The 22,240-nt window shown below is 70.9% G+C and carries 26 protein-coding genes and 2 pseudogenes; 15 read left to right on the top strand and 13 right to left on the bottom strand.

The genetic code is table 11. The features are described 5' to 3' along the window. Positions 1 to 11: 11 nt before the first annotated feature. Complete coding sequence (locus tag ACZ6TD_RS32555; RefSeq protein ID WP_471343866.1) at positions 12 to 710, top strand: lytic transglycosylase domain-containing protein; 699 nt, start codon at positions 12 to 14, stop codon at positions 708 to 710. Here ACZ6TD_RS32555 and ACZ6TD_RS32550 read toward each other — a convergent pair. Continuing rightward, entirely contained in the window at positions 694 to 1,476 is a 783-nt protein-coding gene (locus ACZ6TD_RS32550) for an alpha/beta fold hydrolase (RefSeq protein ID WP_471343864.1), read from the bottom strand. The genes ACZ6TD_RS32555 and ACZ6TD_RS32550 overlap by 17 nt on opposite strands. Before the next feature lie 276 nt (positions 1,477 to 1,752). On the opposite strand from ACZ6TD_RS32550, the gene ACZ6TD_RS32545 reads away from it, so the two are divergent. The 3 genes from ACZ6TD_RS32545 to ACZ6TD_RS32535 all read left to right on the top strand — a co-directional run bounded on the left by ACZ6TD_RS32545 (position 1,753) and on the right by ACZ6TD_RS32535 (position 3,936). Continuing rightward, positions 1,753 to 2,226, top strand: coding sequence for an MASE1 domain-containing protein (locus ACZ6TD_RS32545; RefSeq protein WP_471343862.1), 474 nt, complete (start codon positions 1,753 to 1,755; stop codon positions 2,224 to 2,226). 201 nt (positions 2,227 to 2,427) lie between these two features. After that, entirely contained in the window at positions 2,428 to 3,090 is a 663-nt protein-coding gene (locus tag ACZ6TD_RS32540) for a histidine phosphatase family protein (protein ID WP_471343861.1), read from the top strand. A 288-nt stretch (positions 3,091 to 3,378) separates the two neighbouring features. After that, positions 3,379 to 3,936: a helix-turn-helix domain-containing protein gene (locus tag ACZ6TD_RS32535; protein WP_471343858.1), complete on the top strand. Its 558-nt coding sequence runs from the start codon at positions 3,379 to 3,381 to the stop codon at positions 3,934 to 3,936. A 21-nt stretch (positions 3,937 to 3,957) separates the two neighbouring features. Here the strand turns inward: ACZ6TD_RS32535 and ACZ6TD_RS32530 are convergent, their stop codons facing one another. Together ACZ6TD_RS32530 and ACZ6TD_RS32525 are read right to left on the bottom strand one after the other, a co-directional pair. Beyond that, positions 3,958 to 4,563 carry a ClpP family protease gene (locus ACZ6TD_RS32530; RefSeq protein ID WP_471343856.1) on the bottom strand — a complete coding sequence of 202 codons (606 nt, stop codon included), beginning with the start codon at positions 4,561 to 4,563 and terminating at the stop codon, positions 3,958 to 3,960. Between the two features lies 1 nt (position 4,564). Beyond that, on the bottom strand, positions 4,565 to 5,218 hold the full coding sequence (locus ACZ6TD_RS32525) for a ClpP family protease (RefSeq protein ID WP_471343854.1): 654 nt from the start codon (positions 5,216 to 5,218) through the stop codon (positions 4,565 to 4,567). A gap of 294 nt (positions 5,219 to 5,512) precedes the next feature. Here ACZ6TD_RS32525 and ACZ6TD_RS32520 point away from each other — a divergent pair, with 294 nt between their 5' ends. After that, a complete protein-coding gene (locus ACZ6TD_RS32520; protein WP_471343851.1) occupies positions 5,513 to 6,157 on the top strand; it encodes a restriction endonuclease in 645 nt (214 codons plus the stop codon). A gap of 35 nt (positions 6,158 to 6,192) precedes the next feature. Here the strand turns inward: ACZ6TD_RS32520 and ACZ6TD_RS32515 are convergent, their stop codons facing one another. Together ACZ6TD_RS32515 and ACZ6TD_RS32510 are read right to left on the bottom strand one after the other, a co-directional pair. After that, a complete protein-coding gene (locus ACZ6TD_RS32515; protein ID WP_471343849.1) occupies positions 6,193 to 7,386 on the bottom strand; it encodes an MFS transporter in 1,194 nt (397 codons plus the stop codon). A 209-nt stretch (positions 7,387 to 7,595) separates the two neighbouring features. Then, positions 7,596 to 8,324: an SDR family oxidoreductase gene (locus ACZ6TD_RS32510; protein ID WP_471343847.1), complete on the bottom strand. Its 729-nt coding sequence runs from the start codon at positions 8,322 to 8,324 to the stop codon at positions 7,596 to 7,598. A 164-nt stretch (positions 8,325 to 8,488) separates the two neighbouring features. Here ACZ6TD_RS32510 and ACZ6TD_RS32505 point away from each other — a divergent pair, with 164 nt between their 5' ends. After that, positions 8,489 to 8,965 carry an RrF2 family transcriptional regulator gene (locus ACZ6TD_RS32505; RefSeq protein WP_471343845.1) on the top strand — a complete coding sequence of 159 codons (477 nt, stop codon included), beginning with the start codon at positions 8,489 to 8,491 and terminating at the stop codon, positions 8,963 to 8,965. 40 nt (positions 8,966 to 9,005) lie between these two features. On the opposite strand, the gene ACZ6TD_RS32500 is transcribed toward ACZ6TD_RS32505, so the two are convergent. After that, on the bottom strand, positions 9,006 to 9,674 hold the full coding sequence (locus ACZ6TD_RS32500) for a nitroreductase (RefSeq protein WP_471343842.1): 669 nt from the start codon (positions 9,672 to 9,674) through the stop codon (positions 9,006 to 9,008). Positions 9,675 to 9,829: 155 nt separating this feature from the next. Here ACZ6TD_RS32500 and ACZ6TD_RS32495 point away from each other — a divergent pair. Continuing rightward, positions 9,830 to 9,925: pseudogene (locus tag ACZ6TD_RS32495) on the top strand (FMN-dependent NADH-azoreductase); the annotation flags it as partial. Positions 9,926 to 9,986: 61 nt separating this feature from the next. On the opposite strand, the gene ACZ6TD_RS32490 reads toward ACZ6TD_RS32495, so the two are convergent. Continuing rightward, positions 9,987 to 10,472 (bottom strand): MarR family winged helix-turn-helix transcriptional regulator, encoded by a 486-nt coding sequence (locus ACZ6TD_RS32490; protein ID WP_471343840.1) that lies wholly within the window; start codon positions 10,470 to 10,472, stop codon positions 9,987 to 9,989. Between the two features lie 211 nt (positions 10,473 to 10,683). Further along, positions 10,684 to 11,421 carry a TetR family transcriptional regulator gene (locus ACZ6TD_RS32485; protein ID WP_471343838.1) on the bottom strand — a complete coding sequence of 246 codons (738 nt, stop codon included), beginning with the start codon at positions 11,419 to 11,421 and terminating at the stop codon, positions 10,684 to 10,686. Positions 11,422 to 11,564: 143 nt separating this feature from the next. On the opposite strand from ACZ6TD_RS32485, the gene ACZ6TD_RS32480 reads away from it, so the two are divergent. Next, complete coding sequence (locus ACZ6TD_RS32480; RefSeq protein ID WP_471343835.1) at positions 11,565 to 12,707, top strand: FAD-dependent oxidoreductase; 1,143 nt, start codon at positions 11,565 to 11,567, stop codon at positions 12,705 to 12,707. Positions 12,708 to 12,814: 107 nt separating this feature from the next. Here the strand turns inward: ACZ6TD_RS32480 and ACZ6TD_RS32475 are convergent, their stop codons facing one another. Beyond that, positions 12,815 to 13,360 (bottom strand): cupin domain-containing protein, encoded by a 546-nt coding sequence (locus ACZ6TD_RS32475; protein ID WP_471358227.1) that lies wholly within the window; start codon positions 13,358 to 13,360, stop codon positions 12,815 to 12,817. A 222-nt stretch (positions 13,361 to 13,582) separates the two neighbouring features. Here ACZ6TD_RS32475 and ACZ6TD_RS32470 point away from each other — a divergent pair. Beyond that, positions 13,583 to 13,818: pseudogene (locus ACZ6TD_RS32470) on the top strand (cold-shock protein). A 62-nt stretch (positions 13,819 to 13,880) separates the two neighbouring features. On the opposite strand, the gene ACZ6TD_RS32465 reads toward ACZ6TD_RS32470, so the two are convergent. Then, positions 13,881 to 14,945, bottom strand: coding sequence for an aldo/keto reductase (locus ACZ6TD_RS32465; RefSeq protein ID WP_471343834.1), 1,065 nt, complete (start codon positions 14,943 to 14,945; stop codon positions 13,881 to 13,883). A gap of 117 nt (positions 14,946 to 15,062) precedes the next feature. Between ACZ6TD_RS32465 and ACZ6TD_RS32460 the strand changes: the two genes are divergently transcribed. Next, positions 15,063 to 15,899, top strand: coding sequence for a helix-turn-helix transcriptional regulator (locus ACZ6TD_RS32460; RefSeq protein ID WP_471343832.1), 837 nt, complete (start codon positions 15,063 to 15,065; stop codon positions 15,897 to 15,899). 50 nt (positions 15,900 to 15,949) lie between these two features. Here ACZ6TD_RS32460 and ACZ6TD_RS32455 read toward each other — a convergent pair whose 3' ends face one another. Beyond that, positions 15,950 to 16,948: a cupin domain-containing protein gene (locus tag ACZ6TD_RS32455; RefSeq protein WP_471343829.1), complete on the bottom strand. Its 999-nt coding sequence runs from the start codon at positions 16,946 to 16,948 to the stop codon at positions 15,950 to 15,952. Positions 16,949 to 17,030: 82 nt separating this feature from the next. On the opposite strand from ACZ6TD_RS32455, the gene ACZ6TD_RS32450 reads away from it, so the two are divergent. Both ACZ6TD_RS32450 and ACZ6TD_RS32445 read left to right on the top strand, forming a co-directional pair. Beyond that, positions 17,031 to 17,879 carry an NmrA family NAD(P)-binding protein gene (locus ACZ6TD_RS32450; protein ID WP_471343828.1) on the top strand — a complete coding sequence of 283 codons (849 nt, stop codon included), beginning with the start codon at positions 17,031 to 17,033 and terminating at the stop codon, positions 17,877 to 17,879. Between the two features lie 64 nt (positions 17,880 to 17,943). Then, positions 17,944 to 18,372: a pyridoxamine 5'-phosphate oxidase family protein gene (locus ACZ6TD_RS32445; RefSeq protein WP_471343826.1), complete on the top strand. Its 429-nt coding sequence runs from the start codon at positions 17,944 to 17,946 to the stop codon at positions 18,370 to 18,372. Positions 18,373 to 18,579: 207 nt separating this feature from the next. Here the strand turns inward: ACZ6TD_RS32445 and ACZ6TD_RS32440 are convergent, their stop codons facing one another. Further along, positions 18,580 to 19,431, bottom strand: coding sequence for a helix-turn-helix transcriptional regulator (locus tag ACZ6TD_RS32440; RefSeq protein ID WP_471343823.1), 852 nt, complete (start codon positions 19,429 to 19,431; stop codon positions 18,580 to 18,582). Positions 19,432 to 19,519: 88 nt separating this feature from the next. Here ACZ6TD_RS32440 and ACZ6TD_RS32435 point away from each other — a divergent pair, with 88 nt between their 5' ends. Further along, positions 19,520 to 20,332 carry an SDR family NAD(P)-dependent oxidoreductase gene (locus ACZ6TD_RS32435; protein WP_471343821.1) on the top strand — a complete coding sequence of 271 codons (813 nt, stop codon included), beginning with the start codon at positions 19,520 to 19,522 and terminating at the stop codon, positions 20,330 to 20,332. A gap of 109 nt (positions 20,333 to 20,441) precedes the next feature. Here ACZ6TD_RS32435 and ACZ6TD_RS32430 read toward each other — a convergent pair whose 3' ends face one another. After that, on the bottom strand, positions 20,442 to 20,843 hold the full coding sequence (locus ACZ6TD_RS32430; RefSeq protein ID WP_471343819.1) for a RidA family protein: 402 nt from the start codon (positions 20,841 to 20,843) through the stop codon (positions 20,442 to 20,444). Positions 20,844 to 20,945: 102 nt separating this feature from the next. Here ACZ6TD_RS32430 and ACZ6TD_RS32425 point away from each other — a divergent pair, with 102 nt between their 5' ends. Together ACZ6TD_RS32425 and ACZ6TD_RS32420 are read left to right on the top strand one after the other, a co-directional pair. After that, positions 20,946 to 21,329: a winged helix-turn-helix transcriptional regulator gene (locus tag ACZ6TD_RS32425; protein ID WP_471343817.1), complete on the top strand. Its 384-nt coding sequence runs from the start codon at positions 20,946 to 20,948 to the stop codon at positions 21,327 to 21,329. A gap of 154 nt (positions 21,330 to 21,483) precedes the next feature. Further along, positions 21,484 to 21,918: a VOC family protein gene (locus ACZ6TD_RS32420; protein ID WP_471343816.1), complete on the top strand. Its 435-nt coding sequence runs from the start codon at positions 21,484 to 21,486 to the stop codon at positions 21,916 to 21,918. Positions 21,919 to 22,240 lie beyond the last annotated feature (322 nt).

Raw genomic sequence — 22,240 nt, 5'->3', positions numbered from 1 at the left:
CCGGTTCCGGCATGCTGACCCGCGCCGCCGGGACGGTCGCCGCGTTCCTCGCCGGCCTCGCCCTGGTCGTCGCCGCGGTCCTGGTCGTACGGCATCTCACCGAGCCCTCGGAGCCCGAGCTGCCGGTGATCCCCGATGCCAGGCGCCCCGTCGTGGAGGCCGCGGTCCGCGCCTGCTCCCCGCTGAGCGTGCCGCTGCTGGCCGCCCAGATCGACGCGGAGAGCGGCTGGCGCCGGGACGCGGACTCCGGGCACGCCCAGGGCATTTCGCAGTTCTCCCCGGTCACCTGGAAGGAATGGGGCCAGGACGGCGATGGCGACGGCAAGGCCGACGTCTGGGAGCCCCGCGACGCCATCCCCTCACAGGCCCGCTACATGTGCCATCTGTACGAGGTGGTCAAGGCGGTCCCGGGCAGCGGGACCAGGCTCGGCTCGACCCGGCTCGCGCTCGCGGCGTACAACGCGGGGCCGAACGCGGTGCTCCGGGCGCGCGGCATCCCGAAGATCCTCGAGACGCGGGAGTATGTCGACAAGATCTTGAACGAGCTGCTGCCCAAGTACCAGGAGAGCGAGGAGAGATACCAGCGGAGCGAGGGGAAGCACACCAGCGGTGCCTCCGCCTCACCCTCCACACCGGCCTCCCCCTCGCCCTCCGGCGATCCGTCCGGGCCCGCCTCCGGCTCCCCACCGGCGGCTACGCGTCAGCCGTGATGAAGTCCTCCACGGCCCGGACGAGTTCCTGCGGTGTCTCATCGGCGGGGTAGTGCCCGGCGTACTCCAGCTCCACCAGCTCGGCGTTGACGTACCAGCGCAGCCAGGTCTGCCGCATCACCTCCGCCGTGAGCGCGGGGTCGTGGGCGCCGACCACGATCCGCACCGGCACCTGGGCGCCGGCTATGTCCTCGTGGAAGTCCTCCAGCGCCCAGGAGTCCAGCCACGCGCGGAGCGCCTTGGGGTCGCTGTGCTCCACTGAGTGCCGCACCATCAGGTCCAGCCAGGCGGCCGGGTGGCGGCCGCCGGTGGTGAGGTCGATGATCTCCCGGCGCTTCTCCGGGCGGTCGGCGGCGGCCGCGAAGAGCTGCCACTGCTCGGCCTCCATCGGCACCCCGCTGGCCGGCACCGGCGCGACCCCGACCAGCCGGCGGACCCGGTCCGGGGCGGCCGCCACGACGCGCTGGACGACCGCCCCGCCCATCGAGTGGCCGATGAGCGAGAACCGCTCCCAGCCGAGGTGATCGGCGAGCGCGAGCAGATCGCCCCCGGCCTCGCCGGTGGTGTACGCGCCGGGGATGTCGCGCGCCTCGCCGTAGCCGCGCAGATCGGGCAGCACATAGGTGAACCCGCGCCGGTCGACGTGCGGCAGCATCGCGGCGTACGCGGCCCGGTCCGAGAACCAGCCGTGCACCGCCATCACATGGTGCGGCCCGTCGCCGACAGTTTCGTACGGTGGAACGAGGGGTGGAACGATCGGTCCCATGGCACCTCCGGTCCCAGTCGAATACGGGCGCGCGGCGCGTGCCCGTGGGGGACAACGGTGACGTCTCCCGGTTCGGGTGGGCAAGCCCGATGCGCATATGCGTGCCCGCGATACGCCCCGGGAAGGGGCCGTACCGCGGGTGCGGGGTCGTCCGTGTGGCGGGAGGTGCGCGTGCTTCGCACCGGCCCTGACATCGTGCTCGCGGTGCGGCGTACGGGCGAGCCCCTCCCCCGCGGCCGCGTGTCAACCAGGCCGCCCGAGGGCGCCCGTAGTCTCATGGCGGCTGTGGCGCGCGACATGGGGACCCGGCGGAACAACGGCCTCCGGCGCCACGGTGCCACGGCGCTGCGGCTCGTGACCGTCGCGGCCCTCTACTACGCGGGCGCCAGGATCGGACTGCTCCAGGAGCTGGTGCGCGGTCAGGTCACTCCGCTGTGGCCGCCGACCGGCATCGCCCTGGCCTGTCTGCTGACGCTGGGCCCGATGGCCTGGCCGGGGATCGCCCTCGGCGCCGTCGCGGTCAACGCCCCCATCGGCCCGTCGCCTCCGGCCGTCCTCGCGATCGTGGCGGGCAACACCCTGGTCCCGGCCCTGACGGCTCTGCTCCTGTCCGCGATCATCACGGAACGCAACGCCACCCGCCGCCAGATCGAACGCGTCTGCGCCCAACTTGCCGACGTCGTCTTCCGCATGGCCCCGGACGAGCCCCGCCCACCCGGGGCCGACCCGCTATCGCCGGGCAGGCGATAGCGGGCCGTCCGGTGCGGCCCGAACGGGCCCCGGAGGTGCCGCCGATACGGGCGAGTCGCCGTTACGGGCGGGCGCCGCCGCGACGGGACGTCCGGTGCCGCCGGACGCGCCCTCAGGTGCCGCCGGAACAGGCCGGACGCCGCCGGAACCCGCCACCCGTCACCGGCCGTCCCTTCCAGCGACTCTCGACGGACAGGGACCATGACCGCGACTCACACGACCCACACGACTCACCCGACCCACGCCACCCGCTATCTCTATCTGACCCGCCACGGCGAGGCCACGCCGGACGGAGGCGGACTCACGCCCACCGGCCGCCGCCAGGCCACGCTGCTCGGCGAGCGGCTCCGGGGCGTCCCGCTGTCGGCGATCCACCACGGCCCGCTGCCCCGGGCGGCCGAGACCGCCCGGCTGATCGGCGACCAACTCGACGGCGTACCGGCCCATGTCTGCGAACCGGCCGGCGACTATGTGCCGTACACCCCCCGGCGAGCCGAACTGCCCGCCGATTCCGCCGACTTCCTGCTCGAGTTCGTCCATCGCTTTCCGCCCGAGGAGCGCGCCCGCGGCCCGCTGCTGGCCCGTGCCGCCGAGGAGCGCTTCACGGGTCCGGTGGACGGCCCCGAGGACCGCCATGAGCTCGTCGTCACGCACAACTTCCTCATCGGCTGGCTGGTCCGGGCCGTGCTGGACGCCCCGAAGTGGCGCTGGCTCGGCCTCAACCAGTGCAATGCCGCGCTGACCGTCATCCGCTGTCCCCCGCCCGGCCGACCGCCCTCGGTGCTCTTCTCCAACGACATGGCGCACCTGCCCGCGCCACTGCGCTGGACCGGCTATCCGCCGGAGCTGCGGATCACCTCCTGACCCGACCCCCGTACCCCGGGCGGTCGAACCGTCTTTCCGCCGGGGGCCGGACCCGCGCTGTTGGGCCCGGCCCCCGCCGTGTCCGAGTTACGCAAGCAGCCCAGCAAGCGTGAATAAGGACAGCCATACGCTAGGGCCCGGCACTGACAACGGGGCTCCTCGCCGGGGATGCGCGGGGTGTGCGCGGTCCGGTTCGCGCCATCCGCCCCGAGCCGAACGCATGAGCGATTCGCCAAGGGCAGAACGTTGCCCCCTTCCCGTCGGGCGCCACGCTCCTACCCTGAGGGGGTGAGCAGCCACGCGTCGAACCGAGCCCGCGTCATTCCCCTGCGTCCGGCCACCGCGGACCCGGCGCCCCGGACGGGAGCCACCGCCGGGGCCGGAGCCCCCCCGGCCGCCCCCGCCCCGGCGACCCCCGCCGTCCCGGCCGGACCGGGCGGACCGGAGCAGCCCGGCCGGGAGCCGGTGAAGGAGCCCTTGTGGCGGGATGTCGTCGGTGGCGTGCTGCGGCGCGAGCGCCTCGCCCAGCAGCGCACGCTCAAGGACGTGGCCGAGGCGGCCCGGATCTCGATGCCGTACCTCTCCGAGCTCGAACGGGGCCGCAAGGAGGCGTCGTCCGAGGTCCTCGCGGCCGCCGCCCGCGCACTCGGCCTCGGCCTGGCCGACCTCCTCGCGATGGCCCAGGGCGAGCTGATCCGCCTCGTCTCCGGCCCGCGGCGGCGCGACGGCGCGGCGATGTCGGTCGCGTCGCTCACGTCCGTCACCTCCGTCGCCTCCGCCACGTCCGTCGCGGAGCGGGGGGCCCGGCACGCGGGGCGGCAGGGCGACGTACGCCTGGCCGCCTGAGGCGCCGAGGGCACCGAGCCCTCAATACGCCCTGGCCATCCGCCGACTCAGCACCTCATCGGCGAGCCCGTACGCCACCGCCTCCCGCGCCGTGAAGACCTTGTCCCGGTCCATATCGGCGCGGAGCGTGGCCGCGTCGTGGGGCGTATGGCGTGCCAGCACCTCCTCGACCTGCGAGCGGATCCGGAGCATCTCCTTGGCCTGGAGGCTGAGATCCGAGACCGTCCCCTGCGCACCACCGCTCACCGGCTGCCCCAGCAGCACCCGGGCGTGCTCCAGCACGAACCGCCGCCCGGGGTCTCCCCCGGCCAGCAGCACCGCCGCGGTCGAGGCCGCCTGCCCCACGCAGAACGTGGAGATGGGCGCGGACACGAACGTCATCGTGTCGTAGATCGCCATCAGCGAGGTGAACGAGCCGCCCGGTGAGTTGATGTAGATCGCGACCTCCTGCTCCGGGCTCGACGATTCGAGATGGAGCAGTTGTGCGATGACGACGTTGGCCACGCCGTCGTCGATCTCCGTACCGAGGAAGATGATCCGCTCGGACAGCAGCCTGCTGTAGATGTCGTACGCCCGCTCCCCCTGCGTGGTGCGCTCGACGACCGTCGGAATCGTGTACTGCCCCATGTCAGATCCCCATCCTGCGCCGCGCACCGGCGGGCCGTACGTCCGCGAGCGACTCCACGACCCGGTCGACCATTCCGTACTCCTTCGCCTGCTCCGGGGTGAACCACCGGTCGCGGTCACCGTCGCGCGAAATGGTCTCCACGCTCTGTCCGGTGTGCTCCGCCGTGATCCGCTCGATCGATCGCTTCATGAATTCCAGATTCTCGGCCTGAATCGCGATGTCGGCCGCGCTCCCCCCGATACCGGCGGACGGCTGATGCATCATGATGCGGGAATTCGGCAGCGCGTAGCGCTTTCCCGTCGTTCCGACGGTGAGCAGAAACTGCCCCATGCTCGCGGCGAATCCCATGACGAGTGTGGAGACGTCGTTCGGAATCAGCCGCATGGTGTCGTAGATCGCCAGCCCCGCCGTCACCGAGCCGCCCGGGCTGTTGACGTAGAGGCTGATGTCCGACCGCGGATCCTCGGCCGAGAGCAGCAGCATCTGCGCACACACCCGGTTCGCGGACACCTCGTCCACCTGGGTGCCGAGAAAGACGATGCGCTGGGTCAGGAGCTGCGCGGCCAGGTGATCGTCGAACCGCGTGGGTGCCGTGTCCCCCTCCGCGGCTCGCGGACTCATTGCCGGCTCCCAGCCGGTGGCGAATGTTCCCATGGGACCTCCCTGTGAATACCGCGGCCCACACCGCCGCGGTCCTTTCACCATCGCCCCAATTCGCCCGCACGGTAAGGAATCTCGGCCCGCAGCAGATTCGCCCACGGCAGACCCCGCCGCCGCGCGAGGGGCGGTCTTGCGGGGGCGCCCCGCCGCTCCCGACACTGCGGGAGGGAAACGAGCCGGCAGGGGGGCGCACCATTGACCGTGCGAGGGCGACAGCGAGGGCGACGTAAAGCGGCATTACGGCGAGCGAAGGCACGGCTGCGCCGAACGGCCTGGAGCGGCGGCGCGGTGGCGGCCCTCGCGCTGGCCCTGACCTGGAAGACGGTATGGCCGTACCTCGCCGGGGTGGTCCTCGTCGGCGTGCTCGGCACCATCGGCTGGTGGCTGTGGAAAACGCATCTGCGCACCGTGGCACAACACCGCGCCTGGCAGACCGAGCAGGAGAACGCGGCACGTGAGCGGTCCATGGCCGAGGTGGATGCCATGACCTGGCAGCAGTTCGAGAGTTACGTCGCGGAGCTGTGCCGCCGGGACGGCTGCACCCGGGTCGTCGTCTCCGGGAGGTCGGGCGACCTGGGCGCGGACGTCATCGGCCGCATGCCGGACGGGCGCCTGCTGGTGATCCAGTGCAAGCACTACGCACCCCATCGCACCGTGCCGAGCGGCGACATGCAGAAGTTCCTCGGCACCGCCAAGGCCGAACACGGCGCGGACGTCGCGGTGTTCGTCGCCACCTGCGCCTTCACACGGGAGGCGGAGAAGCTCGCGCTGAAGCACGGAATCCTGGCCCTGCACCGGAACCTCCTCGGCGCCTGGGTGCGGGGCGCCACCCTGGAGTCCCTGATCCCCCTCAATGGCGCGGGCAACGGCCCAGGCGGCCGTCGGCCACGCGGCCTCAGGGGTCCCGGCCCCAGGGGTCCCCGGCCGGGGTAGCCGTCGCCGTGCCACCGCGGATCACCGACGAGACGTCACCGCCCCGCCGGGAAGGCCGCGCGTCGGCCGCAGCCGACCGTGACCAGTGCGATGAGCGCGAGCAGGATCATCCCGGCGGGCAGGACCGATGCGCCGATGCCGTCGACGACGACGGCACCGAGCGCACCGCCCGCGAAGATCGCCAGGTTGAAGGACGTCGTGAGCATGGCGTTCGCCACGTCACCGTTCTCGCCCGCGGCTTCCCCCATAGCCGTCTGGAGGTGCGTCGCCGCGCCGCCGAAGGCGAGGCCCCACAGGACGATCGCGAGGAGCACGAGAACCATGGAGTGCCCGCCGAGGACGAACGTCGCGCCGGAGACGATGAACAGGCTCACGCTCACCAGGGTGAGCCGACGCAGCGCGTGGTCGATAAGCACACCGGTGATCCAGATCCCCCCGAGTGCCGCGACGCCGAAGACGACGAGTGCGATGTCGGGCCGGAGCGGGAGATGGGTCTGCCGCAGATAGGGGGCGATGTAGGTGTAGAGGAGGTTGTGCGCGAGCATCCAGACGAAGACGACGACGAGGATGGTCCCCACGCCCGGAATGCCCAGCACCCGGGCGAGCGGCTCCCGCGTCTGCGCCCGCTGCCCCGGGACGTCGGGCACGAGGAACCACGCGAAGATCATGGCGACGGCGGTGAGGAGGGACATCGCGGCGAAGGCCCATCGCCATCCGGCCGTCGAACCGAGCCAGGCCCCCAGAGGCGTCCCGGCCGAGAGCGCGACCGGGGTCCCGGTCATGGCGATGGAGAGGGCGCGTCCCGCGTGCTCCGGAGCCGCGACGCGCCGTGCGTATCCCGCGAGCATGCCCCACAGCAGACCGGAGAACGCGCCCGCGACGAAGCGGGCGCACAGTGCGACGGGGAGCGAGGGCGACAGGGTGGTGACCGTGTTGGCGACCAGGAATCCGAGCAGCCCGGCCAGGAGCAGCGGCTTCCGCCGAGCTCCGCGGGTCAGCATGATCGCGGGTATCGCGGCGATCACCGTTCCGATCGCGTAGGCGCTCACGAGCTGCCCGGCTCCGCCCTCCGAGACGCCGAGTCCACCGGCGAGTTGCGGGAGCAGCCCGGCCGGCAGCGTCTCCGTCATGATCACGATGAAACCGGTGCACGCCATCACGACCAGCGCCGGAACGGGAAGCGGCTCGCGTGATCGCGTGGCGGCCGCAGCAGGGAACGTCGAGGTCATGGGGGAGGTCTCCTCCGGTCAATCACGGATCGGCGCTTACGGATCGATCGATCCGATATTGACGAGCGGCACGACGTCCGTCAAACTGGATCAACCATTCCGAAAATGGAGGAGGTCTGCCGCGCCACCCGCCGGCCGTGCCCCGAGCCCCGCCGGGGCCGTAACGCCGGGCGGGGCGGGGCCTCAGCTCTCTCCAGGCCGCGCGCGCGTCAGGAGAGCCAGTCGGCGTAGCGGGTGGGGGCGAGGTCGGCGCCCGTGTCGGTGAGAACGTCACCCTTGACGGCGCCGAACATGCCGGCGGTGGGGTCGGTGACGACAGTGCGGTTGTCGCCCTTGTGGGCCAGGGTGATCCGGCCCAGCTCGTCCAGGGGGAAGACCTCGGGCCCCGCGACGTTGCGAATACCCCGCAGCGGGGCGCCCGCGGCGACCTCCGCCACCGCGGCGGCCACATCCTTGGCGGCGATCGGCTGGATCGGCGTGGCGGGCAGCCGGACGGTGTCGCCGTCGGCGGTCCAGGACAGAACGGCATCCATGAACTCCATGAACTGCGTCGCCCGGACGATCGAGTACGGGATCGGCTCGGCCGCGAGGATCTCCTCCTGGAGCGCCTTGGCCCGGTAGTAGTCCAGCTCCGGCACCTGGTCCACACCGACGATCGAGAGGATCACGAAGTGGCCGACGCCGCCCTTCTGGGCCGCGGCCAGCAGGTTCTCCATCGAGGTCTGGAAGAAGGCCGGGGAGGCTTCGTCGAAGGTCGGGGAGTTCGTCAGGTTGACGACGACGCCGGCTCCCGCCACCGCCTCGTCCAGCCCCTGACCGCTGATGATGTCGACCCCGGTGGACAGCGCGTGCGGTACCGCCTCGTGCCCGGCGGCGCTCAGATTCTTGACGACCTGGGACCCGATCAGCCCGGTACCGCCGATGACCGCGAACTTCATGACATGCCTTTCGTCGGGATGGCGCGCATGGCGCCTGCCTGGGTACGGCGCATGAACCACCATGTGGCCGCGCCGTCCATGAAACTCGGACACATCTTGTCCGAGAAAATATCCGGACACAAGTTGTCCGAGTAAGCGGGCTGATTAGAGTGGGGCGGGTGAAGATGTCCGGCGGAGTCGAGTGGGCCCTGCACTGCTGCGTCGTGCTCACCTCCGTCGAGGAGCCCGTCCCCGCGACCAAGCTGGCGGAACTGCACGACGTCTCGGCGAGCTACCTGGCCAAACAGCTACAGGCACTTTCCCGGGCCGGGCTCGTCCGCTCGGTCCAGGGCAAGGCGGGCGGCTACGTCCTCACCCGGGAACCCGCCTCGATCACCGTGCTCGACGTGGTCGAAGCGGTCGACGGCCCCAGCCCGGCGTTCACCTGCACGGAGATCCGCCAGCGGGGCCCGCTGGCCACCCCGGCCGAGGCATGCACCACTCCGTGCCCGATCGCCCGCGTGATGGGCGGCGCGGACGCGGCCTGGCGAGAGGCGCTGCGCACGGTCTCGATCGCCGACCTGGCCCAGGACGTCGCCTCCACCTCCGGCCCCACCGCACTGGCCCGCGTCAGCGCATGGCTGACCACGCCGCGAGGCTGACCACTCCGCAGGGCCGACCACTCCGCAAGGCCGAGGCCCCTCAGCGGCCGTCGACGAACCTGACCGTCTCACCGAGCGGCGCCCGCCCCGTACGGGGGTGGCTCAGGGCGACGTCCTCGTACCCGATCGACATGCCGCAGAAGAGGATGAGCTCCTCCGGCGGTGAGACGATCTCCGCGACGGTCTTGTGGTATTTCGCCCATGCCATCTGCGTGCAACTGTGCAGCCCTTCGGCGCGGAGCAGCAGCATGACGGTCTGCAGAAACATGCCGACGTCGGACCACTGCGGTCCGCCCAGGTCGCGATCGATGTAGCAGAACAGCGCGGCGGGCGCGCCGAAGCACTGCCAGTTCGCGGAGGCGGCCCGCTGGCGCGCCTCCAGGTCCTCGCGCGGAATGCCGAGCCCGCCGTAGCGCTGCTCACCGAAAGCGGATCGGCGCTCGCGGTACGGGGACTTCAGCGCGGGCGGGTACTGCTCGTACTCCGCCTCGTCCCAGGGGTCGCCCGCGGCCAGCCGCTCACCGGCGCGCTTCTTGAGCTCGGCCAGCGGTCCGCCGGTCAGCACGTAGGCGTGCCACGGCTGGAGGTTCGACCCGGACGGCGCCCAAGCCGCCGCGGACAGCACCCGCTCCAGCACCTCCCTCGGGACCTGCCGGTCGGTGAATCCGCGCACCGCCCGTCGGCTCGTGACGGCGTCATAGACGTCCAAGATCCCCTGTCTCCCATCCACCCGAGGCATCGCATCTTCGCCGCGTACTTCGTTACGCTCGCGACAGTATCATTCGATACCATCTTACTCTCAACCATCACCGAGCACTCAGGGGAGAAAGTCACATGGTCACGCTGTTGCACATCGACTCGCCCTGGTCCGCCGGTTACACCGCGCCGTCCGAGCGCACCCCGGAGCAGTCGGCGGCGTTCGCCGCGCGCGAGAAGCTCATCGAGGAACTGGAGCAGGCGCCGAGGCCGTCACACGGCGTCAGCCCGCCCTGTCCGAGGCGAGGGCCGACGCATAACGCCCTTACGCCCCGCCCTCCGCGGGATAGGCGAACCGGGTCAGCAGATCCTTCAGCCGCTCGGCCTCGTCGGACCCCAGCTCGCCAACCAACCGCTCGGCCAGCGGCTCCGCCGCCACATGGGCCGCGTCGAAGAGCTCGACCCCCTGAGGCGTGATCTCCACCGCTCGCACCCGCCGGTCCCCCGGCACGGCCTTGCGTACGACCAGCCCCTTGCGCTCCAGGTCGTCCACAACGCGCATGATCCCCGCCTTGTCCGACCCCGTCGCCGCCGCCAGGTCCCGCTGCACCGTGGGCCCGCGGTCGACCAGCACGATCAACACGGCAAAATGCCGCAACTCAATGCCGAGCGGCCGAAGCGCCTCCGTCATCACCGCCGCCGCCCGCCAGTGCGCCCGACGCAGCAGCAGGCCGAGCGCGAAGGGCGAGGTGTCCCCGGCACGGCCGGTCGCCCGCGAGGCGGTGGTGTGGTGAGGGAGGTCGGCGCTCATGGGGCCAGATTACAGCCATTCATTCGTTCGATACCGTATCAATTGAAACCAAATCCGGCGGGCGAACCCGGTTCAGGCCACCAGACCGCGGGACGGCCGCCATGCCGCCCAGCCGCCGGTCGTCCGGCATCCCCGTACCGCGGAAGCGAGAGCCGAACGGAAAACGTGCCACCGCATGCGGGTCGTCAGTGCGCGTTGGGCCTCACCCCGGTCAGGTGGCAGGTGGCGTAGTGCCCCCCTGTTCGCCGGGCAGGTGGAGAGCCGTGATGCCGGTGAGGACGAGGTCGATCCCGGCGAGGAACTGCTCGCGGTCGTCGTGCTCGCGCATCTGGGCCGCGACGGCGTGGATGAACGGATAGTCGTCGGGGTCGAGCTCTTTCCATGCCTTCGACGCGGTGTCGAGGAACTCGGCACGGTCCACGTCGGGCGCGAGGGTGCGGGCGCTCGCGGCGTTCGCGGCGTTCTGGCCGGTGGCACCGAGGATGTAGTGCACCAGTGCCGAGGCCGCCGTGAACCAGTGGCCCTCCGGCACACCGAGGGCGCGGACCTGCCGGCCGATGCTTTCGAAGATCCGCGGCGTCACGGACCCCCAGGGGCTGCGGGAGAGCTGCAGGGCGAGCTGCGTGGGGAGCCACGGGTGGTCCTCGATCGCGTCGAACAGGCCGAACGCGACGGCGCGGATCTTGTCCTGCGGCGAGTCCGGGGACTGGGCGGGCGCGAGCGACAGCGCGGCGGCGACGACCGCGTCGGTCGCGGCGTCGAGCAGCTCTTCCTTGTTCGCCACATGCCAATAGATCGCCCCGGGGCCGGTGGCGAGGCGCTCGGTCAGTGCCCGGAAGGTCAGCCCGCCCTCGCCGGCCGCGTCGAGCAGCTCGATGGCGGCCTCGACGATGCGCTCGCGGGAGAGCGCCTCTGTGCGCCGCTGTGACCGGCGTGTCCGCGTTGCCATGCCGCCATTTTGACATGGCTGGAGTGTTGTTCCAACATGGAGCGACGTTCCACTATGGAGCGGCGTTCCAATTCTGGAACGGCATACCAGCGAGGTTGCCCGGACTGGCACCGGGCGGCCTCGATCCCGAAGGAGTAGTCACGATGCGCACTCCCGTCACGATCATCGGCGCCGGACTCGGCGGCCTCACGCTCGCCCGCGTCCTGCACGTCCACGGCATCCCGGCCACCGTCTACGAGGCGGAGGTCTCCCCGGCCGCGCGTTCGCAGGGCGGGATGCTCGACATCCACGACTACAACGGCCAACTGGCCGTGCGGGCCGCCGGCCTGATGGACGAGTTCCGCGGCCTCGTCCTGGAGGGCCGCCAGGCGATGCGGGTCCTCGACCGGGACGGGACCGCCCTGTTCGAGAAAGCCGACGACGGCACGGGGGGACGCCCCGAGGTGCAACGCGGCGAGCTGCGACAGATGCTGCTCGACTCGCTCCCGGCCGGCACCGTCCGGTGGGGGCACAAGGTCAGCGGGACCCGTGCCCTCGGCGAGGGCCGCCACGAGGTGACGTTCGCCGACGGCAGCACCGTCGTCACGAGTCTGCTGGTCGGCGCGGACGGCGCGTGGTCACGGGTCCGGCCGCTGCTCTCCACCGCCGTACCCGAGTACACCGGCCTGTCGTTCGTCGAGACGTACCTGTACGACGCCGACACCCGGCACCCCGCCGCCGCCAAAGCGGTCGGCGGCGGGTCGCTGATGGCGCACGCGCCGGGCAGGGCGATCCACGCGCACCGGGAAAGCGGCGACACCCTGCACACCTACGTATTGCTCCCCAGGCCGCGGGACTGGTTCGCCGCCATCGACTTCACCGATGCCGCCGCGGCCACCGCGCGGATCGCGCGGGAGTTCGACGGCTGGGCACCGGAGCTCACCGCGCTGATCACCGACGGCGACACCCCGCCGGTCCTGCGCCCCCACCACGCCCTGCCGATCGAGCACCGGTGGGAGCGGGTGCCGGGAGTGACCCTGGTCGGCGACGCCGCCCACCTCACGGCCCCGAACGGCGAAGGCGCCAACCTGGCCATGCTCGACGGCGCCGAACTCGGCGAGGCCCTCGCCGCGCACCCCGACGACGTCGAGGCCGCGCTCGCCGAGTACGAGCAGGCGATGTTCCCCCGCAGCGCCGAGGTCGCCGCCGAAGGCGTCGGCAGCGATGAGCTCATGTTCGGCGACGACGCGCCCCACGGCCTGGTCACCGCGTTCACCGCGTTCATCGGACAGGAGCAGGCCCCATGACCCGGTGATCGCCGTCCTCGACCTCGGCAGGAGGTCCGCGCCCTCGGCGGCGCGTTGCCCGCGCGTGAGCGCATGACGCGCGGGCAAGGCCATACGCGACTACTCCCCTACTCCCCCTCGGGCTCGGGCTCGGGCTCGGGCTCGGGCTCGAAATCCTCCACGAAGTAGCTGTCGTGCCGGATCCGAAAGCGCTTGAGTTCCTCGCCACCGCGCCGCGACATCTCCGCGACCCGCTCGAAGTACTCCTCGCGCGGGGCGCCCGGGGAGAAGAGCAGGAGCATGGACATGGGCTCATTGGTCACGTTCTTGAAGGCGTGCAGACCGCCGACCGGTACGTACAGGAAATCGCCCTCGCGGCCCGTGACCCACCTCTCGCCGTTGTAGAGCTCCAGCTCGCCGGAGAGAATGTAGAAGGACTCCGACATCGCCTTGTGGAAGTGCGTCTTGGCTCCGGCGGCCCGCGCCCCCAACTCCACCTTGTACAGGCCGAATTCGCCGCCGGTCGACTCGTTGGTGGCGAGGTAGTGCGTAGAGCCGCCACCGGGCGAGGAGATGTCCGGCGGGGTGTGGGCCGGGCGAAAGGCCGCGTTCACCTCGCCCTTGTCGCCGTGGTAGCGGGGCTCCGGGTATGCGAGGAATTCCGGGTACGACATGATGCGCTCCTCTTCGCAGGTCTCCACCAGCATGGTGGCTCCCGCCCCCGAAACGCGGCATCGGGCTCGCGGACGATCTAGGGTCGGCCCGAGCGGAGGTCTGGGGACCTAGGGCGGGCGCGTTGCGAAATCGCTGGACCAGCGCAGTGAGCCGTTGAGCCCTGCCACCACCAACGCATAAATACAGAGACGAGACCGGACCGAGCCCCTAGGGTCCCTCCCATGGTGATTGCGACTGTCCGCGAGTGGAGCGACGAGGAGGGCTGGGGGCGGGCGTGCTCGATTCCCCCGAGACTCCCGGCGGCTGCTTCGGCCACTTCTCCGACATCCAGGTGACCGGCTACCGCACGCTGTCGCCCGGACAGCAGGTGGACCTCACATGGGAAGCTCCCGGCTTCACACAGGACGGGTACGACTACCGCGCGGTGAGCATCGTGCCTCGGCCTGCCGACGGCTGACTCGCTCACGGGCCACGGGCCACGGGCCACGGGCACGGAATACCGACAAACCGGATCGGGTATCAGCGGCGGGTTTCGATCTTCAGGTCGCCTTGGGTCACATTGCGGATGTGGTCACTGGCGAGCAGGCCGTGCGGGGCGCCGAGTTCGATCGCGCTGGCCTCGTCGAGGCGGGCCAGTTGGGAGGCGGTGAAGTCGACCTCCAAGGCCCCCAGGTTGCCCTCCAGTTGCGCGGGGGTGCGTGCGCCGATGATCGGTGCTGTCACGCTCGGGTTCCGCAGGGTCCAGGCCAGCCCGACCTGGGCGGGTGTGTGGCCCAGTTCCGTGGCGACCTCCTTCAGGACATCAGCGATGGCGAGGTTACGTTCGGTGAGCGCACCCAAGGCGAGGTTGAAGCTCTTGCGGGTGCCGTCGCCGGCTGCGACGTTCGCCGCGGCCAGGTCGTCGCGGCTGTACTTGCCGGTGAGCACCCCGCCGGCCAGCGGTGAATACGGGACCACGCCCAGCCCCAGTTCGCGTGCCATGGGGATCAGGTCACGTTCCCCGGTGCGCTCGATCAGGTTGTATTCGATCTGCAGCGCGACCAGCGGCGACCAGCCGCGCAGGTCGGCGATCGCCTGCATGCGCGACACCTGCCAGGCCGGGGCGTTGGAGATCGCCACGTACAGGACCTTGCCCTGCCGGACCAGATCGTCCATGCCGCGCAGGATCTCCTCGACCGGCGTCGTGAAATCCCACACGTGCAGATAGAGCAGATCGATGTAGTCCGTATTCAACTGTCGCAGGCTGGCTTCCACCGACGCGAACAGGCTCTTGCGGTGACTGCCCCCGGAATTCGGATCGCCGGGTCGGCGCAGCGTCGTGTATTTCGTTGCCAGCACCAGGCTCTCTCGGTTGTCGCGGGTGAATTCGCCCAGCAGGCGCTCGGAGCTGCCATTGGTGTAGGTGTTGGCGGTGTCGATGAAGTTGCCGCCGCGCTCGACGTAGAGGTCGAACAGCTTGCGCGCCTCGTCCCGCTCGGCGCCCCAGCCCCACTCGGTGCCGAAGGTCGCCGCGCCCAGCGCCAGCGGTGAGACCCGCAGCCCGGAGCGGCCCAGCAGCCGATAGGTGTCGAGGGTGAGTGACATCGTGTCCTCCTGTGCTTGTGATCCGTTGTCGAGAACAAGCCTGTGACCACCGCGAGCCGGGGATAAGGGAAAGAAGTTCCTGGGAATGCCAGTCCTACCCTGGCTGTTGGATCGACCATGACGACCCGCACCGTGGATGCGACGCAGGAGCTGGCCGCGTTCCTGCGGACCCGGCGCGAACGGCTAGACCCGAACGATTTCGGTCTGCCGTCGCGTCGGCGGTCCCGGCGGACCCCGGGATTGCGCCGCGAAGAGGTCGCCGAACTGGCCGGGGTCAGCATCGACTACATCGTGCGGCTGGAACAGGGCCGCGGGCTGCGGCCCTCGGCGGACGTGGTGGAGGCGCTGTCCCGGGCGCTGCGCCTGGCCCCCGACGAACGCGCCTACCTCTTCGACCTGGCCCAGCAGCGCCGCCCGCGCAACGCCGACAAGCCCGCCACGACCGCGGTGCCGCCGCTGGCCCGGCTGGTCGCCGACCTGTCGCCGCTGCCGGCCATGCTGATGAACCACCGCTACGACATCCTGGCCTGGAACGACGAAATGGCCAGGCTGCTCCTGGATTTCGACACCCTGCCGCCGTCGCAGCGCAATGCGATGTGGCTGTGCCTGATGCATCCGCGGATACGTGAGTTCTACGTCGACCGCGAACGCGTCGTGCGGGAGGGGATCGCCCATCTGCGCGCTGCGTGGGCCGCGCATCCGGAGGACAAGGCGTTGACCGACCTCATCGCCGAATTCGCCACCCATGACGAGGAATTCGCGCGCTTGTGGGCCGAGCGGGATGTCAAGGTCAACGGCCGCGGGCACAAGGAGATACGGCATCCCCACGTCGGTGTGCTCGCGCTGCATTTCGAAGTGCTGATGCCACTTCAAGATCCGGACCAGCGGTTGCTGATCTACCGCGCCGCCGACGACGAGAGCCAGTCGGCATTGGACCGGTTGTGCGCACGGTGATGTCGAACCGCCGGTTCGTGCACTGAGTCGAACCGCCGTTCCGGCGTCTTTCAGGGGGCGGTCGCGGTGCGGCGGAAATCGCTTGGATTGACTCCCCGGACCCGTTTGAACGCCGCGCTGAATCCGAACGGGTCGGAGTAGCCCACGGTGCGGGCAACGTCCGCGACGGTCGCGGCCTCCCGCTCGACCAGGAGGTCTGCCGCGAGCGTCATGCGCCAGCGGGTGAGGTAGGTCAGCGGCGGTTCGCCGACCAGGTCGGCGAACCGCTTGGCCAGCGTCGAACGCGACACCCCGGTGCGCTCGGCCAGCGCGGCGACCGTCCAGGGTGCCGCCGGTTCGGCGTGCAGCAGGCGCAGCGCGTGGCCCACCACCGGGTCCCGCTGGGCGGCCCACCAGGCCGGGGGCTCGCCGCCGGGCCGGTCGAACCACTCGCGCAGCGTGCAGACCAGCATCCAGTCCAGCAGCCGGTCGAGGACGACCTGCTGGCCCGGCGTGTCGACGGCGACCTCGGCGGCGAGGTGGTCCAGCACGGGGTCGGCCGTGCCCCCGGCGTCCACGCGCAGCACGACGGGCAGCGCGTCCAGCAGTCGGCGGCTGATCTCGCCGCGTACGGGATAGGCGCCGACGATCAGGGTCGTCGCGCCGTCACCGGCGCCCCCGTCACCGGCGCCCCCGTTACCGGCGTCCCCACCGCGGTCGTCCCCGCCGCAGTCGTCCCCGCCGTCGTCGTACCAGCCGCGACGGTGCCTGGTCCCGCCCTGCTCGGGCGTCGCGCAGTGCTCCCCGCAGGCGATCGGTTCGGCCCGGGTGCCGACCTCGTCGACGAAGGTGAACGTCCCGGGGCCGCGTACGACGATCGTCTCCCGGGCGCGGAGCGGCTCGGGCGGACGGTGCTCCGGCACGATCCAGCCCGACCCGGTGAGGACGGTGCACAGGGTCAGCGGCGCGCCGTCCACGAAGTGGAGCGCCCAGGGCGGGGAGAGGGTCGAGCTGCCGAACAACGAGCCGTGGGCTCGCACCCCACGGATCAGGTCACTGAACGCGTCCACCTCAGTGAGTTTAGACGAATACACAGGCAATCCGGCTCTTCACCTATGGGGTCGTCCGAGTCGGCCGTGTTCAATCGGCGTCATGAGCAACGACACCACTCTCGTCCTCGGCGCGACCGGCAAGACCGGTCGGCGGGTCGTCGCCCGGTTGCGGCTGCGCGGCACGCCGGTGCGTGCCGCCTCCCGGTCGAGCCGGACCCGGTTCGACTGGTCCGATCCCGGCGGCTGGGACGCGGCCCTGCGAGGCATCGCCGCCGCCTACGTGGTGGCCCCGCCCGTGCCGGGCCCGGTGCACGAGTTCGTGGCCCGGGCCGAGGCCGCCGGGGTGCGGCGGCTGGTCCTGCTCTCCGGGCGCGGCGCCGACACCTGGGGCGACTCCACGTTCGGACTGGACATGCGCTCCGCCGAGGAGGCCGTGCGCGGCTCGGCGCTGGAGTGGACCGTCCTGCGGTCGTCGAACTTCGACCAGAACTTCGACGAGGACGTCTTCCACGCCCCGCTGGTCGCCGGGGAGCTGGCGCTCCCGGCCGACGCGGTACCCGAGCCCTTCATCGACGTCGAGGACGTCGCCGACGCCGCGGCCGCCGTGCTGACCGAACCCGGCCGGCACGCCGGACGCGTCTACGAGCTGACCGGACCGCGCGCGCTCACCTTCGGTGAGGCCGTCGAGCTGATCTCCCGGGCGGCCGGGCGGCGCCTCACCTACCGGCAGGTCTCCCCCGCCGAGTACGCCGCGACGCTGGTCGAGGAGGGCTTGAGCGAGGACGCCGCCCACCACGTCGCCGAGATGTTCGTACTGATGGAACGCGGGCTGCTCGCCGGGACGACGGATGACCTCGCCACCGTGCTGGGACGGCCGCCCCGGACGTTCGAGGACTACGTCCTGCGGGCCGCGGCGGCGGGCGCCTGGCGGCGCCCCGACACCGGTTGACCGAGCCGCTCGGCCATCGTCCTCGGAACACCGCCATTCCCCCCAGCCCATCGGAAGGACCGTGATGAGCACCGACGCCAGTTCGCTGACCGCCCAGGACCTCGAGTTCCTCCGCCGCCCCCTGCACGGGTTCCTGTCCGTGGCCGGGGGGCCGGTTCCGCCACAGCCCCGGCCGGTGTGGTTCGAGGCCACTGCCGAGGGCACGATCCAGTTGTTCACGGCCCCGGACTCGCTCAAGGTGCGGCGCCTGCGCCGCGACCCCCGCGCCTCGATCGTCGTCGCCGCCCCCGTGGATGAACGCGAGCGCTGGCTGTCGGTCACCGGCCGCACCACGGTGGAGTCGGACGGGGCACACGAGTTGTGCGCCCGCCTGGCCGCTCGCTACTGGGACCTCGACGACCCGGTCCGCGCCGGCGACCTCGCCGGGATCCTGGCCACGGAGCAGGTTCGTCTCGTCATCCACCCGGAGACCGTGAGCCGCTTCGCGTATTGACCTCCGCGACGTCCTGTCAGGGCACAACGCCATGAGTTCGGCAATCGCGGTTTCAGGGCTGCGCACGGCATACGGCGACAAAGTCGTGCTCGACGGCTTCGACTTCGAGGTCGCCGCGGGATCGGTTTTTCCACCGGCGCGGGCCGCCGGAGCGGCATCCAGACCGGCGGCCATCCGCGTGAACCGACCGGCCGCCGGAGGCCGCGGTCAGCCGGGTACGTCCATGCGCTGTGTGCCGATCACCGACAGCAGCCGCAGAGCCTCCTCCGCCGGGGAGCCGGGATCGGCCGTGTAGATCACGACGCGCTGGTCCCGGTCAGTGATGTCCAGGACATCGCAGTTGAGCGTGATGGGACCGACCAGGGGGTGCCGAAAGGTCTTGTGCGGGGCGGGTTCGACCGACATGTCGTAGGCGGCCCACAGCCGGGTGAACTCCGCGCTGCCGGCGAGCAGGTCCTTCACCAGGGTGGCCACTTCGGGGTCATCGGGGTAGCGGGCAGCGGCGGCCCGCAGATGCCGGGCCGCGGTACGGCCGAAGATCTCCATGCCGGACCGGCTGTACCACCGCCGCTCCCCCACTCGCGAATCGAGGAAGGTACGGCGCAAGAAGTTGCGCTCGTGCCGGGGCAGGGCGGAGAAGTCCTCCAGGAGGGCGGCCGCCAGGTCGTTGTGGGCGATCACCTCATAGGTCGCGGACAGTACGAGTGCCGCGGCGTGCGGTAGCCGCCGCAGCAGGTCCAGAATGCTCGGGCGCACCTCGCGGGAGGGTCCTGGCGGCGGGGCGGGCGGGGCGCCGGCGAGGTAGTGCAGGTGGGCGCGCTCGGCGTCCGACAGGCGCAGGGCACGGGTCAGACCGGCCAGCACCTCGCGCGAGGGGCGCGGGCCGCGGGCCTGCTCCAGCCGCGTGTAGTACTCGGTCGAGATGAACGCAAGCTGCGCCACCTCCTCGCGTCGCAGCCCCGGGGTCCGGCGCCTCGGTCCGGCGGGCAGCCCCACGTCGGCGGGGGTGATCCGCTCGCGCCTGCTGCGCAGGAAGCCGGCCAGCTCTCGCCTGTCCATGTTCCCCAGTATTGGCGGGGCCGACGAAGCCGATCCAGGTACCGCCGGTGCCTGGATGGGGGTGCGTGGCGGCCACAGGCTCGTCGGCATGGACAACACCCAGACCACCGACACCACCGCCCCCACCCCCGCCGCCTTGGGCCTGCTGGCCGGCAAGGTCGCCTTCATCAGCGGGGCCGGCCGCGGCATCGGCGCCGCCGCGGCGCGGCTGTTCGCCCGGGAAGGCGCCCGGGTCCTGCTCGCGGCCCGCACGGAGAGCCAGCTCGAAGCGGTAACCGAACAGATCCGGGCGGCAGGCGGCACCGCGGAGTACGCGGTGTGCGACCTGGCCGACGCGACAAGCGTGCGCGCCGCCGTCGACCGCACCGTGGAGGCGTACGGCCGACTCGACGCCGCCTTCAACAACGGGGCGATCGGCACGCGGCAGATCGGCCCGGTGGACCAGGTGCGGGAGGCGGACTTCGACCAGCAGTACGGCGTCAACCTCAAGGGCGTCTGGCTGGCGCTGGCCGCTCAGGTCACCGCGATCCGGACGACCGCCGGCACGGGCGCCATCGTCAACACCTCGTCCGTCGGCGGCTGGAAGGGCAACCCCGTACTGCCCGCGTACAGCGCGATGAAGCGAGGTGTCCACAGCCTCACCGAGTCGGCGGCCGTCGCCTACGGCCCGGAAGGCATCCGCGTCAACGCCATCGCCCCCGGCACCACGCTGACCGAGATGATGCGCGGCTGGGAAGCGGAATCGCCGGGCGTCATCGACCAGCTCAACGCGCGCACCCCGCTGCGCCGCGCGGCCGAGCCCGAGGAAGTCGCCGAGGCCGCCGCCTGGCTGCTGAGCGACCGCGCCTCCTACGTCACCGGAGTGGTCCTCTCCGTCGACGGCGGCATGCAGGCATCGTGAGCCGCGGCCGGGCGCCGACGGGCCACGTGGAACGGTCACTGTGACTGTTCCACGTGACTGTTCCACGAACGGGGATCCCGGAGGGCAGTGGGACGTGCGAGGAGGAGCCTCAGGCGGGCAGCTTCGTGTCGATGACGAAGCTGATCTCGATGACCTGGCCGGGCAAGGTCAGTTCAGTGACGCCCAAGACCGTGCTGGCCGGGCGGTGGTCACCGAAGTACGCCAGGTTGCCCTCCGCCGTCGCCGCGGCGTTCTGCCGCAGGTTCACCACGTACAGGGTCTGCGAGACGACCTGGTTCCGGGTGGCGCCGTAGTGGTCCAGGACCCTGTCCATGTTGGCGTAGGTCTGCTTGAGCTGGGCGGCGAAGTCGCCCGCGTAGAGGAACTCGCCCGCCTCGTCGAACGAGAGCTGTCCAGAGACGTGGATCAGCTCGCCGGACTTGATCGCCTGTGAGTAGCCGAAGTCACTCTCGGCCGGCACGTCGTAGGTGAAGACATCAATGGTGGCCATGGTGCTCGCCCTTCCGGTTTTGCTCTCTTGTGGTTACTCGGAAACTGTAGGAGAGTAAAGCCTGACCTGGAAGAACGCACTTTTCGGTGACTGAGGAACCTCATGGTGACCAAACATCTGCTCAAGGGCCTGCCCGAGGACGCCGACCTGCGGCGCGCGGACTCCCTGGCGCGAGAGATCTTCTCGGACGTCGCCAACAAGTGGGCGCTCCTGATCATCGAGGCGCTCGGCGAGCGCACCCTGCGTTTCAGCGAGCTGCGGAACGAGGTCGAGGGCGTCAGCCACAAGATGCTCACCCAGAACCTGCGCATGCTGGAGCGCAATGGCCTGGTCGACCGGAAGGTGCACCCCACCGTGCCGCCGCGGGTGGAGTACACCCTCACCGAGCCGGGTCAGGGGCTGCGCGCCGCGGTCGACGTCATATGCGGCTGGACCCACCAGCACCTCAGTCACATCGAGAGCGCACGCGGCCGTTTCGACGCCTGACGGACACGCGGCGACGCCTGACACACGCGGCGACGCCGGACGGGCACGCGGCGGCACCCTCGCGTTGCGCGCGGTCCTCGAGGGGCCGTCCTCCCCACAACCCGCGGCTCCACACCGGGAAATGAGCAGCAGAGCCCCCTGCTATGGTGCGCCGATGTCATCGATCAAGCAGTTCCAAGTCACCTTCGACTGCGCGGAACCTGAGCGCGTCGCTCGCTTTTGGTGCGAGGTGCTGGGGTACGTCGTACCGCCGCCACCGGAAGGGTTCGCCACATGGGACGAGTTCGATCGCTCTCTGCCGCCTGAGCGGCAGGGTGCGGCGTTCGCCTGCGGTGATCCCTCAGGCGTGGGCCCGCGTCTGTACTTCCAGCGCGTCCCCGAAGGCAAGGTCGTCAAGAATCGGCTGCATCTTGACGTGCGGGTCGGCACCGGGCTCGTGGGTGAGGAGCGCCTCGCCACGCTCGAAGCCGAGTGCGCACGACTGGTCGCGCTCGGCGCGACACGCGTGCGAGTGCTGCTTGCCGATGACCACGATGAGTCGTGCATCGTGATGCAGGACATCGAGGGCAACGAGTTCTGCCTCGACTGACCATCCGCCGAGACGGCGAGGTGGGAGCCGCCTCCCTTGGGCCTCTCTCCAAGGTGGTCCCGTAGCTGGTCCAGAGAGTGGGCGCAGACGGGTTCGAACCGCCGACATCTGCCTTGTAAGGACGGCCCACGCCAACCGCCGCAGGTTGGTGGTTCGCCGCGGCCGAGCGCGCGACACGGCGGGCACGGCTGTCGGCGCCGCGGGTGAGGAGGGAACAGGGCGGGTCTCCGGTGTGCGGGGCGATGACGCTCGAACTCGACATGGTGTGCGAGTCGTGCCGCAATCACCTGTTCACGATCACCGAATCCCCGAGAAACATGCA

This window comes from Streptomyces yongxingensis (assembly GCF_055597465.1).
The sequence above is the reverse complement of the archived record's forward strand: the minus strand, read 5'-3'. Positions and strand labels throughout refer to the sequence as shown.